General features: G+C 64.6%; 15 protein-coding genes. 4 read left to right on the forward strand and 11 right to left on the reverse strand.

All coding sequences use genetic code 11. From position 1 onward, the window contains the following. Nucleotides 1-44: 44 nt before the first annotated feature. Nucleotides 45-1,073 carry an AraC family transcriptional regulator gene (locus NRG23_RS15360; protein ID WP_257375019.1) on the forward strand — a complete coding sequence of 343 codons (1,029 nt, stop codon included), beginning with the start codon at nucleotides 45-47 and terminating at the stop codon, nucleotides 1,071-1,073. 131 nt (nucleotides 1,074-1,204) lie between these two features. On the opposite strand, the gene NRG23_RS15365 is transcribed toward NRG23_RS15360, so the two are convergent. The 8 genes from NRG23_RS15365 to NRG23_RS15400 form a co-directional block, all read right to left on the reverse strand. Then, a complete protein-coding gene (locus tag NRG23_RS15365; RefSeq protein ID WP_009046877.1) occupies nucleotides 1,205-1,573 on the reverse strand; it encodes a glyoxalase superfamily protein in 369 nt (122 codons plus the stop codon). A 131-nt stretch (nucleotides 1,574-1,704) separates the two neighbouring features. Then, nucleotides 1,705-3,165, reverse strand: coding sequence for an amidohydrolase family protein (locus NRG23_RS15370; protein ID WP_257375020.1), 1,461 nt, complete (start codon nucleotides 3,163-3,165; stop codon nucleotides 1,705-1,707). A 1-nt stretch (nucleotide 3,166) separates the two neighbouring features. Continuing rightward, nucleotides 3,167-4,027: a MurR/RpiR family transcriptional regulator gene (locus NRG23_RS15375; RefSeq protein ID WP_016704176.1), complete on the reverse strand. Its 861-nt coding sequence runs from the start codon at nucleotides 4,025-4,027 to the stop codon at nucleotides 3,167-3,169. A gap of 15 nt (nucleotides 4,028-4,042) precedes the next feature. After that, on the reverse strand, nucleotides 4,043-5,392 hold the full coding sequence (locus NRG23_RS15380) for a gluconate:H+ symporter (RefSeq protein ID WP_038630554.1): 1,350 nt from the start codon (nucleotides 5,390-5,392) through the stop codon (nucleotides 4,043-4,045). A gap of 436 nt (nucleotides 5,393-5,828) precedes the next feature. Further along, complete coding sequence (gene ggt, locus NRG23_RS15385; protein ID WP_257375021.1) at nucleotides 5,829-7,496, reverse strand: gamma-glutamyltransferase; 1,668 nt, start codon at nucleotides 7,494-7,496, stop codon at nucleotides 5,829-5,831. 378 nt (nucleotides 7,497-7,874) lie between these two features. Then, entirely contained in the window at nucleotides 7,875-8,768 is an 894-nt protein-coding gene (locus tag NRG23_RS15390; RefSeq protein WP_009046871.1) for an NAD-dependent epimerase/dehydratase family protein, read from the reverse strand. 214 nt (nucleotides 8,769-8,982) lie between these two features. After that, nucleotides 8,983-9,894, reverse strand: coding sequence for a LysR family transcriptional regulator (locus tag NRG23_RS15395; protein WP_257375022.1), 912 nt, complete (start codon nucleotides 9,892-9,894; stop codon nucleotides 8,983-8,985). 176 nt (nucleotides 9,895-10,070) lie between these two features. Further along, on the reverse strand, nucleotides 10,071-10,661 hold the full coding sequence (locus tag NRG23_RS15400; protein WP_009046869.1) for an NAD(P)H-dependent oxidoreductase: 591 nt from the start codon (nucleotides 10,659-10,661) through the stop codon (nucleotides 10,071-10,073). Between the two features lie 203 nt (nucleotides 10,662-10,864). On the opposite strand from NRG23_RS15400, the gene NRG23_RS15405 reads away from it, so the two are divergent. Next, a complete protein-coding gene (locus NRG23_RS15405; RefSeq protein WP_257375023.1) occupies nucleotides 10,865-11,179 on the forward strand; it encodes a putative quinol monooxygenase in 315 nt (104 codons plus the stop codon). On the opposite strand, the gene NRG23_RS15410 is transcribed toward NRG23_RS15405, so the two are convergent. Next, nucleotides 11,169-11,933, reverse strand: coding sequence for a sulfite exporter TauE/SafE family protein (locus NRG23_RS15410; protein WP_257375024.1), 765 nt, complete (start codon nucleotides 11,931-11,933; stop codon nucleotides 11,169-11,171). The genes NRG23_RS15405 and NRG23_RS15410 overlap by 11 nt on opposite strands. 204 nt (nucleotides 11,934-12,137) lie before the next feature. Between NRG23_RS15410 and NRG23_RS15415 the strand changes: the two genes are divergently transcribed. Further along, complete coding sequence (locus NRG23_RS15415) at nucleotides 12,138-13,022, forward strand: LysR substrate-binding domain-containing protein (protein ID WP_038630550.1); 885 nt, start codon at nucleotides 12,138-12,140, stop codon at nucleotides 13,020-13,022. A 106-nt stretch (nucleotides 13,023-13,128) separates the two neighbouring features. Here NRG23_RS15415 and NRG23_RS15420 read toward each other — a convergent pair whose 3' ends face one another. Beyond that, nucleotides 13,129-14,541 (reverse strand): amino acid permease, encoded by a 1,413-nt coding sequence (locus NRG23_RS15420; RefSeq protein ID WP_016704184.1) that lies wholly within the window; start codon nucleotides 14,539-14,541, stop codon nucleotides 13,129-13,131. A 215-nt stretch (nucleotides 14,542-14,756) separates the two neighbouring features. After that, on the reverse strand, nucleotides 14,757-16,007 hold the full coding sequence (gene kynU / locus NRG23_RS15425; protein ID WP_257375025.1) for a kynureninase: 1,251 nt from the start codon (nucleotides 16,005-16,007) through the stop codon (nucleotides 14,757-14,759). Nucleotides 16,008-16,191: 184 nt separating this feature from the next. On the opposite strand from kynU, the gene NRG23_RS15430 reads away from it, so the two are divergent. Then, the gene (locus NRG23_RS15430; RefSeq protein ID WP_009046863.1) at nucleotides 16,192-16,665 is read left to right on the forward strand and encodes an Lrp/AsnC family transcriptional regulator; all 474 of its coding nucleotides are present in this window, start codon (nucleotides 16,192-16,194) and stop codon (nucleotides 16,663-16,665) included. Nucleotides 16,666-16,669: the final 4 nt, after the last annotated feature.

The raw sequence follows: 16,669 nt of genomic DNA on the forward strand, positions 1-16,669 counted from the left end.
TACCTTTACCCTCAAAAAGCGCGCCCACCGCCAGGAACCCCACCATGCAGCCCCTTGGTTACACCTCGGTCCCACCGCTGCTCAAATACCTGCGCCACGCCGAACACCTCGGCCTGCCCACCGCTCCCGCGCTGCACGCCGCGGGCCTTGCCGCCGAACAACTGAACGACAACAGCCTGCGCCTGCCCGTCGAGGTCCACGAACGCCTGCTGGGGTATTTCTGCCAGCACTCCGGCGACCCGCTGTTCGGCCTCAACGCCGCCCGCTATGTGCTGCCCAATTCCTGGAGCGTGCTCGGCTACATCACCATGAACTGCGCGACCCTGGGCGAAGCCATGAGCCGGATCATGCCGTTCGAAAAACTGGTGGGCGACATGGGGGTGAGTCGCATCGAGATGATCGAGGACCAGGTCCGCCTGATCTGGAACTGCCGCCTGCCGACCTCCGACACCCGCCGCCAGCTGGTGGAAAACGTGCTCGCCTCCTGGCTGCTCTACGCCCGCTGGATCGCCGACACCCAGCTCTCACCGAGCGCCGTGTGGTTCGAACACCCGCTGCCGGCCGGCACCACGCTGGAACAATACGAAGCGTTTTTTGCTTGCCCGGTGCTGTTCGAACAGAGCTGCTCGGCCTTGCTGGCGCCGCTGAGCTACCTGCAACTGCCGTTGCGCCAGGCCGATGCCCAACTGCTGCGAACCCTGGAAGAACACGCCATGAGCCTGATGGCGTCGCTGGCGGAAGCACCGTTGGCGCTGCAGGTGAAGAACGCCCTGCGCCAGTTGCTCAAGGAAGGTTTGCCGCGCAAGGAACAGGTGGCCGATCTGCTGGCGATGTCGCCGCGCACCATGCAGCGCCAACTGCAACAGGCCGGCACCTCCTACCAGCAGATCCTCGATGACCTGCGCCAGGAGCTGGCCGAGCACTACCTGCTGCACAGCGACCTGCCGATCCAGGACATTTCCTATTACCTGGGTTTTACCGAACCACGCTCGTTTCACCGCACGTTCAAGGGGCGGACCGGGATGACGCCGGGGGAGTTTCGGCAGACCCAGCGAACACGCCCATCCGTGTAGCCGCTGCCGAGCGCAGCGAGGCTGCGACAGGACCGAAGGTCCTCCAGCGATTCCAGGATCCCTGCGCCCCCTGCGGGGTCGATCGCAGCCTCGCTGCGCTCGGCAGCGGCTACAGGGTGCAGGGTGCAGGTTCAGACGCAGATGGCGTTGGTGAACACCAGCCGATTGCCGAACGGATCGAGCACCGTCATGTCCTGGCTGCCCCAGGGCATGGCCTGGATCTGCGGGTGGGCGAAGCGGTAATCCTTGGCCAGCAACTGCTGCTGGAAGGCTTCCAGTTCGTCGGTCTCGATGCGCAACGCAGAACCCGGCGTGCTGTCGCCATGGTGCTCCGACAGGTGCAGCACGCACTCCCCGCGCGACACCTGCATATACAGCGGGAAGTTATCTTCGAAACGGTGCTGCCAGTCGAGCGTGAAGCCCAGGAAGTCGATATAAAACTCCCGCGCCTTGGCCTCGTCGAAGATCCGCAGGATGGGGGTGGTTTTGCCAAAGCTCATTGCGCGACTCCCTGATGAAAGATGTCCACGGTATAGCAGGTGGATGTCAGCACTTCGGCTAGGCCAAGGCTTTCTTTAATATCATCAGGCCATCACTGTGACGGTGTTCACCTATTCGGCGCCGCGCACCTTCAGCCGTTGAACCCTTCACGCAAATCCCCTTCCCGCGCCAGGAAGCGCCCTTGCCTGCGGCCATTGGCCTGGCCTTCGGCATAGCTGCGCACGCCGTTGACCCACACGCCCTCGATTCCCTCGGCGGCCTGTTGCGGGCTTTTGAAGTCGGCGACATCGCGGATCCGCGCCGGGTCGAACAGCACCAGGTCGGCCCAATGCCCTTCGCGGATTTCGCCGCGCTGCTTGAGGCCGAAGCGCGCCGCCGACAGGCCGGTCATCTTGTGCACCGCGGTGTGCAGCGGGAACAGGCCGAGGTCGCGGCTGAAGTGCCCGAGCACCCGCGGGAAGGCGCCCCACAACCGTGGATGGGGGAACGGATCTTCAGGCAGGCCGTCGGAACCGATCATCGACAAGGGGTGGGAAAGGATGCGCCGCACATCGGCCTCATCCATGCCGTAGTACACCGCGCCGGCCGGTTGCAGGCGCCGTGCGGCGTCCAGCAGGGTCGTGCCCCACTCGGCGGCGATGTCCATCAGGTCGCGGCCGCCCAGTTCCGGGTACGGGGTGGACCAGGTGATGGTGATGCGAAAAGCATCGGTGACCTGCTTGAGGTCGAGGGTCGAGGAACTGGCCGCGTAGGGGTAGCAGTCGCAGCCCACCGGATGGTCTTTCGCCGCTTGCTCCAGGGAGGCCAGCAACTGCGGACTGCGCCCCCAGTTACCCGCCCCCGCGCATTTGAGGTGGGAAATGATCACCGGTGCCTTGGCGTGGCGGCCAATCAGGAACGCCTCGTCCATGGCCTCCAGCACCGGCTCGAATTCACTGCGCAGGTGGGTGGTGTACACCGCGCCGAAGGCGCTCAGTTCCTCGGCCAGTTGCAGCACCTCGTCGGTCTCGGCCGAGAAGGCGCTGGCGTAGGCCAGGCCGGTGGATAAGCCCAGGGCACCGTCTTCCAGGCTGGCGCGCAGTTGCTCGCGCATGGCGGCGATTTCCTCCGCCGTGGCGGTGCGATACAGGTCGTCCAGATGATTGCTGCGCAGCGCCGTGTGGCCGATCAGCGCCGCCACATTGACCGCTGGCTGCGCGGCGTCCACCGCGTCGCGGTAGTCGCGAAAACGCGGGTAGACGAAGGCCGCCTGGCTGCCCAGCAGGTTCATCGGGTCCGGTGGTTCGGCGCGCAGACTCACCGGCGAGGCGCTGATGCCGCAGTTACCGACGATCACCGTGGTCACGCCCTGGCTGAGCTTGGGCAGCATCTGCGGCTGGCGGATCACCACGGTGTCGTCGTGGGTGTGCACATCGATAAAGCCGGGGGCCAGCACCTGCCCGGCGGCGTCGATTTCTTCAGTGGCGCGGACGCCTTGCAGGTCGCCGATGCGGGCGATGCGGCCATCGAGCAGGGCGACATCGGCGGGGTAAGCCGGGCGGTCGCTGCCGTCGATCACCAAGGCGTTGCGGATCAGGGTGTCGTAAAGCATGTCAGTCTCCCAGCGGCAGGCAATCGTCACCACCGCGGTAATCGTCCAGGGCCAGTTTGATCCGGCGCAGGCGTTCCTGGTTGTCTTCGGGCAGGGCCAGCGCCAGCTCGGTGGCCAATACATCGATGGCCAGCAACATGCCGTAGCGCGCGGCCGTGGGTTTGTAGATAAAGGAGGTCTCGGCGCTTTGCAGCGGCAGCAGCACGTCCGCCAGCTGCGCCAGCGGCGAGTCGGCCAGGGTGATGGCGAGCACACTGGCGCCGTAGCTGCGGGCCAGTTCGACGGTCTCCAGCAATTCGGGGGTGATGCCGGTCAGGGAGCAGGCGATCAGCGCGTGTTGCGGGCCCAACGCCGCAGCGGTCACCCGCATCATCACCGGGTCGTGGCAGGCGGCGATGGGGTAGCCGAGGCGCACCAGGCGCACCTGCAATTCGTCGCTGCACAGGGTGGAACAGCCGCCCATGCCGAAGGCGTGGATCATCTGCGCCTTGCCCAGCAGGCGCACTGCGTCGCGAAAGCGCGACTCGTCGAACCCCGCCAGGTGCTGGTGCAGGGTCGACTCGATATCACCGACGATCTGCCGATAGAAACCCGACTGCTCCGGCGCGTCCGCCGGGTCGAGAAAACGGCTGCCGACGCCGCTGGCCTGGGCCAGTTGCAGGCGCAGGTCGCGCAGGTCGCGACAGCCCACGCTGCGGGCAAAACGCGACAGGGTGGCGGCGCTGACTTCCGCCTGCTGCGCCAGCTCTTCCAGGCTGGCCGAGGCGGCGAAACCGACGTCATCCAGCATCAAGCGGGCGATGCGGCCTTCGCCGGCGCTGAAGGAATCCTGGCGGGAACGGATCTGGTAAAGGATGTCCATGGGCGGCACCTGGGCTCAAAGCAGTTGGGCAAGACCGACGGTCAGGGCAAAGGCGACCACCGAGATCAGGGTCTCCAGCACCGTCCAGGTCTTGAAGGTCTGGGTTACGGTCATATTGAAGTATTCCTTGATCAGCCAAAAGCCGCCGTCGTTGACGTGGGAGAAGATCACCGAGCCGGCGCCGGTGGCCAGCACCAGCAGTTCCGGATGGGGGTAACCCAGGCCGATGGCCACCGGCGCCACCACGCCCGAGGCGGTGGTCATGGCCACGGTGGCCGAGCCGGTGGCGATGCGCATCAGCGCGGCGAACAGCCAGCCCATCAGCAGCGGCGACAGCTGGAATTCATGGGCCAGGCCGACGATCTGGTCGGTGACCCCGGCGTCTACCAGGATCCGGTTCAGGCCGCCACCGGCGCCCACCAGCAGGGTGATACTGGCGGTCGGCGCCAGGCATTCGTTGGTGAACCTGAGGATCGATTCGCGGTTGAAACCCTGGGCCAGGCCGAGGGTCCAGAAGCTCAGCAGGGTCGCCAGCAACAGGGCGATCACCGAGTTGCCGATAAACAGCAGGAACTGGTTGAGGCCGCTGCCCGGGGTGGAAATCAGGTTGGCCCAGCCGCCGATCAGCATCAGCACCACCGGCAACAGGATGGTGGCCATGGTGATCGCAAAACTGGGCAGGCGGGTGCGCGGCTCCCGGTCGAGGAACTGACGCGCCAGCGGGTTTTCCGCCGGCAGCTGGATGCGCGGCACGATGAATTTGGCGTACACGGGGCCGGCGATGATCGCCGTGGGAATGCCGATCAGGATCGCGTACAGCAGGGTCTGCCCCACCGACGCCTGATAGGCCTGCACCGCCAGCATCGCTGCCGGGTGCGGCGGCACCAGGGCATGCACCACCGACAGGCCGGCGACCATCGGCAGGCCGACCATCAGGATCGACACGCCGACACGCTTCGCCACGGTGAAGGCGATCGGCACCAGCAACACGAAACCGACCTCGAAGAACAGCGGCAGGCCCACCAGGAAGGCGATGCAGACCATCGCCCAGTGCGCGTTGCGCTCGCCGAAACGGTCGATCAGGGTCCGCGCCACCTGCTCCGCGCCGCCGGACTCGGCCATCATCTTGCCGAGCATGGTGCCCAGGGCCACCACCAGGGCGATGTGCCCCAGGGTCTTGCCGACACCCGCCTCGTAGGCCCCGACCACCCCGGACGGCGGCATCCCGGCCATCAGCGCCAGGCCCACCGAGACCAGGGTGATGACAATGAACGGATTGATCCGGTAACGCGCGATCAGGACGATCAGCGCGATGATGGCGATGGCGGCATAGCCCAGCAGCCAGTAGCCCAATGCAGGTGTCATGCGGTACTCCTCGAAAAAGGGTCACGTCGAATGTTTGTGAAACTCATAAATCATTTCGTGACCGGATTTTCAAACCGCATGAAAGTAACTTTCGTATAGAGACATGCTTTGTCGCGGACAGACAAGTCGTGTCGCGAATAATGAAAATCGACGAGGGGTATTTTCATCCGCTGTAGCGGAAGAGATAGAGCTTCTGGGGGGACAGGTGAAGGTTGAGTGCGGTTCTGTAGGAGCGAGGCTTGCCCGCGATGGCGTCGTTTCTGACACAGCGCGGGGCCCCGATAATCGCGAGCAAGCTTCGCTCCTACAGAAGCTTGCTCGTCCCGGGGGTGATACGGCTGACCCATTGTAGGAGCGAGGCTTGCCCGCGATAGCGTCGTCCCTGACTCACCGCGGTGGCCCAATCGCGAGCAAGCTTCGCTCCTACAAAGGCAGGTTATTTGACGACTTTGCCCACACCGCGCCCACGTGGGTCGGAGGCCGTTTCCAGCTGGCTGCCGGTGACCCGGATCGCCTGGATATCGCCCATCTCCCAGCCCTGGTCTTCCAGGGTGTAGCCCATGGCCTTCAGCTCATCGGCAACCTTGCCGCTGAGCGGCGCATAGGCGTCGAAGTAAATGGTGTCCTTGGGCAGCAACTGGTGATGCACGCGCTGCGCGGCCACGGCTTTTTCCAGCGGCAGGTTGAAGTCGTAGAGGTTGTTCAGCACCTGGAAGATCGAGGTGAAGATCCGCGACCCGCCCGGCGTGCCCAGCACCAGGGTGACCTTGCCATCGCGAGTCACCAGGCTCGGGCTCATGGACGACAGCATGCGCTTGCCCGGCGCGATGGCGTTGGCATCGCCGCCGACCACGCCAAAGGCGTTGGCCACCCCGGGCTTGGCACTGAAGTCGTCCATTTCGTCGTTGAGCAGGAACCCCGCACCCTTCACCACCACGCCGCTGCCATAGTCCCAGTTGAGGGTGTAGGTATTGCTCACCGCGTTGCCGTCGGCATCGACGATGGAGAAGTGGGTGGTCTGGTGCCGCTCCAGGCCCGGGCGGACTTTTTCGGTGGGCGAGATGGCTGTCGGGTTGATCTCGGCGGCGCGTTTTTTCAGGTAGGCCAGGTCGATCAGTTGCTTGACCGGCACCTCGGAGAACGCCGGGTCGCCGAGGTAATCGGCGCGGTCGGCGAACACGCGCTTTTCGATTTCCGCCAGCAGGTGGATGTACTTGGCCGAGTTCAGCTCGACGCCCTTGAAGTCCGCCGTGCGCTCTTCCTTGATGGTCATCAGCTGCGCCAGTGCCACACCGCCGGAGCTGGGCGGCGGCGCGGTGTACAGGGTGTTGCCGCGCCAGTTGACCTGCAGCGGCTCACGCCAGGCGACCTTGTAGTCCTGCAGGTCCTGCTTGGTGATCAGGCCTTTGTCGGCCTGCATCTGCGCCACCAGCAGGTCGGCGGTCTTGCCTTCGTAGAATTCCTTGACGCCCTGGTCGGCGATGCGCTCCAGGGTCGCGGCCAGCTCTGGCTGGCGGAAGGTTTCGCCGGATTTCATGCTGCCGAAATAGTCGCCGAAGTTGGTGCTGTCCTTGAACAGCTTCAGCGCATCCTCGCGATACTGATACTGCTTGTCGGCGACCTTGAAGCCGTTTTTCGCATAGCCCACCGCCGGGGTGATCAGCTCGCTCCAGGGCAGCTTGCCGAACTTCTTGTGCGCCTCCCACAGGCCCATCACCGTGCCCGGCACCCCCGCGGCGCGCGCGCCGACCAGGCTGAGGTTCTCGATGACCTCGCCTTTTTCGTTCAGGTACATGTCGCGGGTCGCGGCCTTGGGCGCGGTTTCGCGGTAGTCGAGGAAGTAGGGTTTGCCGTCGATGAACAGGGTCATGAAACCGCCGCCACCAATGTTGCCGGCCTCGGGGTAAGTCACCGCCAGGGTGAAGGCGGTGGCGACCGCGGCGTCCACCGCGTTGCCGCCCTTCTTGAGAATCTGCGCCGCGACGTCGGCGCCATACTGGTTCGGCGCGGCGACCGCGCCACCTTCCAGCAACGCGGCGAAGGCCGGCGAGCTGGCGGCGATGGCCGCTGTCAGAGCCAGGGTCTTAAACAGAACAATGCGCATAAGGTCCGTCCTTTTATTGTTTTTTGGCAGGTCGAACGATAGGGGCAAGATCGGGGGCGGAGCAATCGGCAAATAAAAACGGCCGCTTGAAGCGGCCGTCTGGCGAGGGGAGGAGTGACGGTGGCGACGGTGCCGCGCTTGAGGTCGTCACGACCGTACCGGTCGATCGTCCGAACGCGGCCCGAGCCCGCTGCAGCGGCTACAGGATCACGCTGCCCGTGTAGCCGCTGCCGAGCCTGCGAGGCTGCGATCGGCAACGCAGTTGCCGTAAAACCTGAATCCGCGAACTGCCTGGAAAAACGCGCCAGCCGGTTTACGACGGCTACGCCGCCGAGCGCAGCCTCGCTGGCGCTCGACAGCGGCTACAGGGATAGCGAGTCAGACCATCTCGTGGCGAATCCACTCCAGCACCGAGGTGCGCCGCGGTACCCAACCCAGCCGTTCGCGGGCGTTCTTGCCGCGCACGCGGCTGTTGGAGCCCAGGCCGTAGTTGGCCATTTCATAGCCCCACTCGGCTTCGGCGTCGGCCAGCGGCCAGTCCTGCGGCGCGCCGAGGTGCAGGGCCTGGGCCATGGCGGTGGTCATGTCGATGAACGAGGCTTCACCGCTTTCGACGAAGTAGAAGGTGCCCGGGATGTTGCGGGTCAGCGCCAGCAGGTACAGCGCCACCACGTCTTCGATATGCACGTTGGACCAGATGTTCTGCCCCGGACCGACATGCCGCACCACGCCACTGTTGCGCGCCTGCTTGAGCAGCCGCGGCAGCTGCACGCTGTCGCGTTTCACCCCGAGGCTGTGGCCGTAGATCAGGGTATTGCAGAGCACCGCCGAGTTGACCCCGTCCCTGGCCGCGGCCAGCACCAGGTTGTCGATGGCCACGCGCGCGGCCTTGTCGACGGTGGGCTCTGGCAGGTTGTTTTCCTGATAGACGACTTCGCTGACCTTGCCGCCCGAAGCGTCGCCGACAATGCTCGAACCGCTGGTGTGCAGGAAGACTTTATTGGAGCCCTTGAGGGCCGCGATCAGGACTTCCACCGCGCCACGATGGTCGCTGCTGGCGGCGTTGATCACCGCGTCGGCGGCACGCGCCTGTTCGGTCAGCACGGCGCTGTCGTCCAGGCTGCCGAGCACCGGCTTGATGCCCAGGGCAGTGAGTTCGGCGGCCTGTTCGGCGCTGCGCACCAGGCCGGTGACTTGATGGCCAGCCTGGACCAGACCGGTGGCAATGGAACCGCCGATAAAACCCGCGGCGCCGGTAACGAATACATTCATGGAGAAACTCCCTGGGTGGATAAGTGATGGCGCCAGTATCGGCGGGCGACTCCTGCCGAAACAGGCAGGCTGGCCCAAATCACTCTTGCGCAGGGATCACGAATCAGGGATCAGCCTTCCCACGGGAATTGATCGCTGCAGGAGCTGGCTTGCCAGCGATGGCATCTGCCCGGGCGGTGCAAGGCAAACCGGCTCCTCCTACAGCAGAAAGGCCTCAGCCTTCGAACAGTGGGTTGGCGTAATCGGCCAGCTTGCCCTGGATAAAGTCGAGGAAGCACTGGATGCGCAGGGCCAGCTGCGAGTTGCGGTAGTACACGGCGTTGATCGGCTGGCGATAGCCGCTGTTGAACTCCGAGAGGATCGGCGTGAGGCGCCCGGCGCGGATGTCGTCGATGGTCATGAAGTGCGACAGGCAGGCAATGCCCTGCCCTTCCAGCGCCAGGTGGCGCACCGTCTCACCGCTGGAGGCGCTGATGCCCGGCTGGATCGGCCAGCGGTCGCCGTGCACATGGCGCAACGGCCAGTGGTTGAGGGTTTCGGTCTGGGTGAAACCCAGCAGGGTATGTTCGCTCAGCTCGGCCACGGTGCCGGGTGTGCCGTGCTGCTTCAGGTAGGCGGGGCTGGCGAGGATGTGCAGCGGGCTGCAACCCAGCGAGCGCGCATGCAGGGTCGAGTCCGCCAGGATGCCGATGCGGATCGCGATATCGGTGCTCTGTTCCAGCAGATCGATGATCAGGTCGTTGCTGTTGAGCTCCAGCTGGATATCCGGGTACAGGCTACGGAACTCGGCGATGTAGGGCACGATGGCGTGCAGCATGAACGGCGAGGCGGCGTTGATCCGCAGGCGCCCGGATGGGGTCTGCTGGCGCGACGACAGGCGTTCTTCGAGTTCGTCCATCTGGTCGAGGATCAGCTTGGCCTGCTCGAAGAAGTACTTGCCCTCTTCGGTCAGGTCCATGCGCCGCGTGGTGCGGTTGATCAGCGTGGTATCGAGCTTGGCTTCCAGGCGCGACAGGGTGCGGCTGACCGCCGACGGCGTCTGCCCGACCTGCTCGGCCGCCGCGGAAATCGAACCGCATTCGATGACGCAGACGAAGATCTGGAGTTCGTCGGATCTGGCTTTCACGTAAGTCCTCTATCTCGGTTGGGCGCCCTGTAGCCGCTGCCGCAGGCTGCGATAAGGCCGAAGGCCTTCAGCGATCTCACGACCTTGCGCCCCCTTCGGTGGCGATCGCAGCCTGCGGCAGCGGCTACAACAGGTCCCACATCGGGCTCGCGGCACGCCACCGATAGTAGCCGGATTTACGCGGGGAGGTTGAACACCGCCTTGAGGTGTTCTTCGTAGCGCTGCACATCGGCTTCGATGTTCGGCCGCTTCATCACGTCGACGCAAAGGAAGGTCGGCAGGCCGCGCATGCCGAGGAACTGGTTGGCCTTGTGGAACGGGAAGTACACCGCGTCCACGCCCTTGGCTTCGAAGAAGTCGGTCGGGTCGTCGAAGGCTTGCTGCGGCGCGTTCCAGGTCAGCGACAGCATGTATTGCTTGTCGTGGATCAGGCCGCCGCTGCCGTATTTCTGCGAGGCGTCGGAGCGGGTGCGGCCGTCGCTGGCGTAGAGGCTGCCGTGGCCCTCGGTGAAGACTTCGTCGATGTACTTTTTCACGATCCACGGCGCGCCCATCCACCAGCCTGGCATCTGGTAGACGATCACGTCGGCCCAGAGGAACTTGGCCACTTCTTCCTTGATGTCGTAGCCCTCGTCGATGTGGGTGACTTTGACGTCCACGCCGCCACGGTCCAGCACCGACACCGCGGCTTCATGCAGGGTCGCGTTGTAGCGGCCGTCGGAGTGGGCGAACTTCTTGCCACCGTTGAGCAACAGTACTTTTTTCATGATCCAGCCTCATCAGGGACAACCCTTTGGCGCTGCGCTGCAGGGCCGGGTCGAGAAGATTAAAAACGATGGGGCGGAGAATATCGTTGAAAGACGATATGAATAAGCGCGATCCAGGCAAAAAACATTTGACCAATACGCACGAATAGGCGGCGGATTCGTGTCGTAGAATTTTTAAAACTCCCTTACCCAGGAACCGCCCCATGTCCGAACAGCACGGCTTTATCCTCCACGCCAAGACCCGCCCGGAAATGTCCGAGGCCTTCGAAGCGCTGTTTCGCGCCTATGTCGAGCCAAGCCGCGCCGAGCCCGGCTGCATCGAGTACCACATGCTGCGCGACCAGCAGGACCCGAGCCTGTTCATCTTCTACGAGATCTGGGAATCCCAGGTGCACCTGGACGTGCACTCCAACCTGCCGCACATGAAGGCGTTCTTCGACAAGCGCATGGATTACCTGGAACGCGACTTCGATATCCGCCGTATCGACATGCTCAGCCCGTCGTCCGCTAGCCGCTGATCAGCAGGTGAGCACCAAGCAGGCCCAGGCCGCTGAAAAACATCCGTTTGAACAGCACGGCGCTGATGCGCTGGCGCAGCGCCTGACCCAGCCACATGCCGAGCAGGGCCGGGATCAGCGCCAGCAGTGAGGCGCTGAGCTCGCCGCCGCCCAGGGCACCGCGCCAGTACAGGCCGGCCGCCAGGGCCAGGGTCGAAACGGTGAACGACAGCCCCAGGGCCTGCACCAGTTCATCCTTGTGCAGCCCCAAGGCTTGCAGATAAGGCACCGCCGGAATCACGAACACCCCGGTGGCCGAGGTGATGACGCCCGTCACCAGGCCACAGGCCGGGCCCAGCCAGGCTTCCATTCGCGGCCGCAGCCTCAGGGTCGGCAGCAGCAAGCCGCTCAGGGCATAGAGCAATAACGCCGCCCCCAGCGCCCGCACCACCCAGCGCCCGCCGTCGATGCCCAACCACAGGCTACCCAGGCCGGTGCCGATAAAGATCGCCAGCAGCATCGGCCACAAGCGCTTGAGCAAGCCTCGCAAATGCCCGCCAAACGCCAGTTGCCAGACATTGGTCAGGGTCGCCGGAATGATCAACAGCGCTGCAGCCTGCGTCGGCGCCATAGCCAGACCGAGCAGGCCCATGGCAATGGTCGGCAGGCCGAGGCCGATCACGCCCTTGATCATGCCGGCCAGGACAAAGGTGCCGATCACCAGCAGGGACAGGAGCAAACCGAGGTTCTGGTAAAACGCGAGGGAAGTGTTCATGGCGCTATCCTGCGCCGACGGTGGTGGGCTGAAAATCTGCCATATACTGAGGCAGCCTCTTGATTGGCGAGAGGCTGGAGATTTTCAGTGGCTGTGATGGCCCTATCGCAGGCAAGCCTCGCTCCTACAGGTATTGCACTGTCCTTGTAGGAGCGAGGCTTGCCCGCGATAGCCGCGCAGCGGCGCTTTCAAGGGACCCGCCCCATGCACTTCGACCTGACCGACCTGCGCCTGTACCTGAACATCCTCGACGCCGGCAATATCACCGCCGGCGCCAGCCGCAGCCATTTGTCCCTGGCCGCCGCCAGTGCGCGGATCCGCGCCATGGAGGCCTCCCTGGGCACCGAATTCCTCCAGCGCGGCCGCCGTGGCGTCAGCCCGACGCCCGCCGGCAAGGCCCTGGCCCAGCATGCGCGCGGCCTGCTGCAACAGGCCGAACACCTGCGCCAGGACCTGGCCGAATACGCCCGGGGCGTCAAAGGCCAGGTGCGCCTGTTGTGCAACACCACGGCGATCACCGAATACCTGCCGGAGCCGCTGGCGGACTTTCTCTGCGCCCACCCCAACCTGGATATCGACCTGCAGGAACTGCCCAGCCTGCGCATCACCCACGCCCTGCGCCAAGGCGCGGCGGACCTGGGGATAGTGTCCGACGCGGTGGACACCCAGGGCCTGCAGACCCTGGCCTTTCGCGACGACCCGCTGGTGCTGGTCCTGCCCGCCCACCACCCGCTGGCAGACGGTCGGGCGGTGAGTTTCAGCGACAGCCTGCACCACGACTATGTCGGCCTCGCCGTCCACAGCGCCCTGGCCGTGTACCTGGAAGAACAGGCCCTGCACCTGGGGCTGCGGATGCCGATCCGCATCCGCGCCGACGGCTTCGATGGGGTGATGCGCATGGTCGCCCGGGGCGCCGGGCTGGCGGTGGTGCCCCGGGCCGCCGTCGAACGCCGGGGGCCGGATGCCTCGCTCACAGTGCTGCCACTGATGGAGGCCTGGGCGCAACGCAAGTTGCTGCTGTGCGCCCGCGACTTCAACGCCCTGCCCGCCTACGCCAAGGCTCTCCTGGAAACCCTGGGCCAACTGTAGGAGCAGCCGGTCGATGCTCGATTGCTCGCGATAGCGTTCGTCGCGACACTGCGGTGAATGGCCGCTGCGCGGATCGCGAGCAAGCTTCGCTCCTACAGGTTTTGGGTCAGACCTTGGACAGCGCCCCTGCCGGCGCCCGGGATTTCCTGAAGAACAGCCAGTAGGCCAGGGTCAGGATCGCCAGGAAGGGCACGCCGAACACCAGGGTCATCTTGAAGGCCTCGGTGAAGTAGGTGGTGATCATCACCGCGCCCATCAGCACCAGGCCCAGCAGTGTGCTCCAGGGGAACAGGCGCATGCGGAACGACAGCGGCTGCTCGCCATGGCGCTGGTGGTAACGGCGGAAGCAGTAGTGGGTGAGAAAGATCATGAACCAGGTGAAGATCGCGCCGAACATCGAGATCGCCATCATCAGGGTGAACGAACTTTCCGGGTACAGCACGTTGATCAGGGTCGCCAGGCCGATGCCGGAACTGGACAGCAGCAAAGCGTTCAGCGGGATCCCGCTCTTGCTCAGGGCGCCCATGGACTTGGGTGCATAACCGCCACGGGACAGGCTAAACATCATGCGCGTGGTGATATACAGCTGGCTGTTCATCGCCGACAACGCGGCGATCAGGATCACGAAGTTCATCACCCCGGTGGCGCCGGGAATGCCGATGGTCTGCATCACCGTGACGAACGGGCTCTGCGCCTTGCCGGCCTGGACCCAGGGCACGATGGCCAGCATCAGCGCCAGGGTCAGCAGGTAGAACACCACCAGCCGCACCATGGTCGCGCGGAAGGCCTTTTTCACCGCGCGCTGCGGGTCCTCGGCCTCGCCGGCGGCCACCGCGATCATCTCCACGCTCAGGTAGCTGAAGATCGAGACGATCACTGCGATCCACATGCCCTGCACGCCGTTGGGGAAAAAGCCGCCGTGGGCGCTGTAGTTGTGCAGGCCGTAGTCGGCATTGCCGGAGCCGAACACCACGTACACCGCAAGAATGATGAAGCCGACGATGGCGGCGATCTTGATGGTGGAGAACCAGTACTCGAAGTTGCCGAAGGTTTTCACGCTGATGGCGTTGAGCAGGATCAGCACGCTGGAGAACGAGACGATCCACACCCATTCCGGCACGTGGGCGAACCAGTACTTCATGTACATGGCGATGGCCGTGACCTCGGCGCCGACCGCCAGCACGATGGCCGCCCAGTAGGCGTAGCGCACCAGGAACCCGGCCAGCGGGCTGATGTAGAACTCGGCGTAGGCACCGAAGGAGCCGGAGGTGGAATGGGCCACGGTCATTTCCGCCAGGCAGCCCATCAGCAGCAGGGTGATCAGCGCGCCGATGGCGTAGCTGAGCAGCACGCTGGGGCCGGCGTAACCGATGGCGTAGGCGCTGCCCATGAACAGCCCGGTGCCGATCGCCCCGCCGATGGCGATCATGCTCATCTGGCCGGCCGTGAGCTGGCGGCGCAAGCCCTGTTCACGGTTGGAAATCGCTGCAAAACCCTTGTTGGTCGTGGTCACGTTCATCAGCCTCTTATTATTGTGTGCACGCGTTGATCGGTGTCGCGAGCCGTCCCTGGCCGGTTCTGGTATCACCCTGTAGCCGCTGGCGCAGCCTGCGATCGAGGCCGCAGGACTCGCATTCCCAGGCGCCGGGGTCTATCCGGCAGACCATGGACTCAGGATTTGCGACGGCTGCGCCGCCGATCGCAGGCTGCGCCAGCGGCTACAGGTAGCGGGCTTCAGGTCACGCTGTGGCGGATCTGGAACTGCGGCTGGGCCCAGGTTTTTTCGTCGAGGATTTCACCGAGGATCTGCACCGCGTCCCAGACTTCGCTGAAGCGGGTGTACAGCGGCGTGAAGCCGAAGCGCATGATCCGCGGTTCGCGGTAGTCGCCGATCACGCCCCGGGCAATCAGGGCCTGGATCACCGCATAACCTTCGGGGTGCTCGAAGCTGACATGGCTGCCGCGCTTGTCGTGTTCGCGCGGGGTCACCAGCTTCAGGCCATGGGCCGCGCAGCGCTGCTCCACCAGTTCGATGAATAGATCGGTCAGGGCCAGCGACTTGCGCCGCAGGCTGGCCATGTCGGTCTGTTCGAAGATCTCCAGGCCGCACTCGACCATGGCCAGCGAAGTGATCGGCTGGGTGCCGCACAGGTAGCGGGCGATGCCGCTGCTCGGCCGGTATTGCGCCTCCATGTCGAACTGCCGCGCATGGCCGAACCAGCCGGACAGCGGCTGCTTGACCAGGTCGCAGAGCGCCGGCGAGACCCAGGCGAAAGCCTGGGAGCCCGGGCCGCCGTTGAGGTACTTGTAGGTGCAGCCGATGGCGTAGTCGGCGCCGGCCTGCTTCAGGTCCACCGGCACCGCGCCGGCGGAGTGGGCCAGGTCCCACAGGCTCAGCGCGCCGCATTCGTGGGTCAGCGCGGTCACCGCCGGCATGTCGTGCATGTAGCCGGTCTTGTAGTTGACGTGGGTGAGCATGACCACCGCGGTGTCTTCGCCAATGGCCTGGGGCAGTTCCTCGGGGCTGTCCACCAGGCGCAGGGAATAGCCCTGCTGCAGCATCTCGGTCAGGCCTTCGGCGATGTACAGGTCAGTGGGAAAGTTGCTGCTCTCGCTGACGATCACCCGCCGCTGCGGCGCCTTGAGCGCCTGCACGCGCAAGGCCGCGCTGAGCACCTTGAACAGGTTGATCGAGGTGGTATCGGTGATCACCACTTCGTTGGCATCGGCGCCGATCAGTTTGGCCAGGCGGTCGCCGAGGCGCTGCGACAGGTCGCGCCAGCCGGCGGTGTTCCAGCTGCGGATCAGGCCATTGCCCCATTCCTCGGCAATCACCTGTTGCGCCCGTTGCAGGGCCGCCACCGGGCGCGCACCGAGGGAGTTGCCGTCGAGATAAATCACCCCGTCGGGCAGCGCGAACTGATTGCGCAGCGGTGCCAGCGGGTCCTGTGCGTCGAGGGCCAGGCAGTGGTTTCTTGTTGTCATGGGAGGTCCTGTTTTCACTATGGCGTACGGCAGCACGCAATGCCGGAGGCGGCATCGGCGGCTGCACGGTGAAGAAATAATGAACGAAGCCCTGGAGAATTTTCGTGCAAAATGCGCTATGAGAGCGGCACAGCCTCGAAGATTATTCGACTACAACTTAAAAAAACGCGGATAAATGCCAACCATGATTCTCGACTCGACAGACCTGCGAATCCTGCACTTCCTGCAACAGGACGGCCGTATCAGCAACCAGGAGCTGGCGGAGAAAGTCGCCCTCTCGCCCTCGGCCTGCCTGAGGCGCCTGCGCCTGCTGGAGGGCGAAGGCATCATCAGCGGCTATCGCGCGGTACTCAACGCCGAGCGCCTGGGGATCGAGCTGGAGGCCATCGTCCATGTGTCGCTGCGCCAGGACGTGGCGGACTGGCACGAGACCTTTATCAAGAAGGTCCAGCAGTGGCCGGAAGTGGTCACCGCTTATGTGATCACCGGCGCCAGCAACTATGTGCTGCGGGTCCAGGCGCGCAACCTCAAGCACTTCTCGGATTTCATCGTCAATCACCTGAACCGCACGTCCGGGGTCACTGACATCCGCTCGGAAATCGTCCTGCAGAAAATCAAGGAACAGGACGGCCTGCTCGACCTGGTGCTGCGCAAGTAAAACG

The organism is Pseudomonas sp. T8, assembly GCF_024610635.1.
Classification (GTDB): domain Bacteria; phylum Pseudomonadota; class Gammaproteobacteria; order Pseudomonadales; family Pseudomonadaceae; genus Aquipseudomonas; species Aquipseudomonas chlororaphis_I.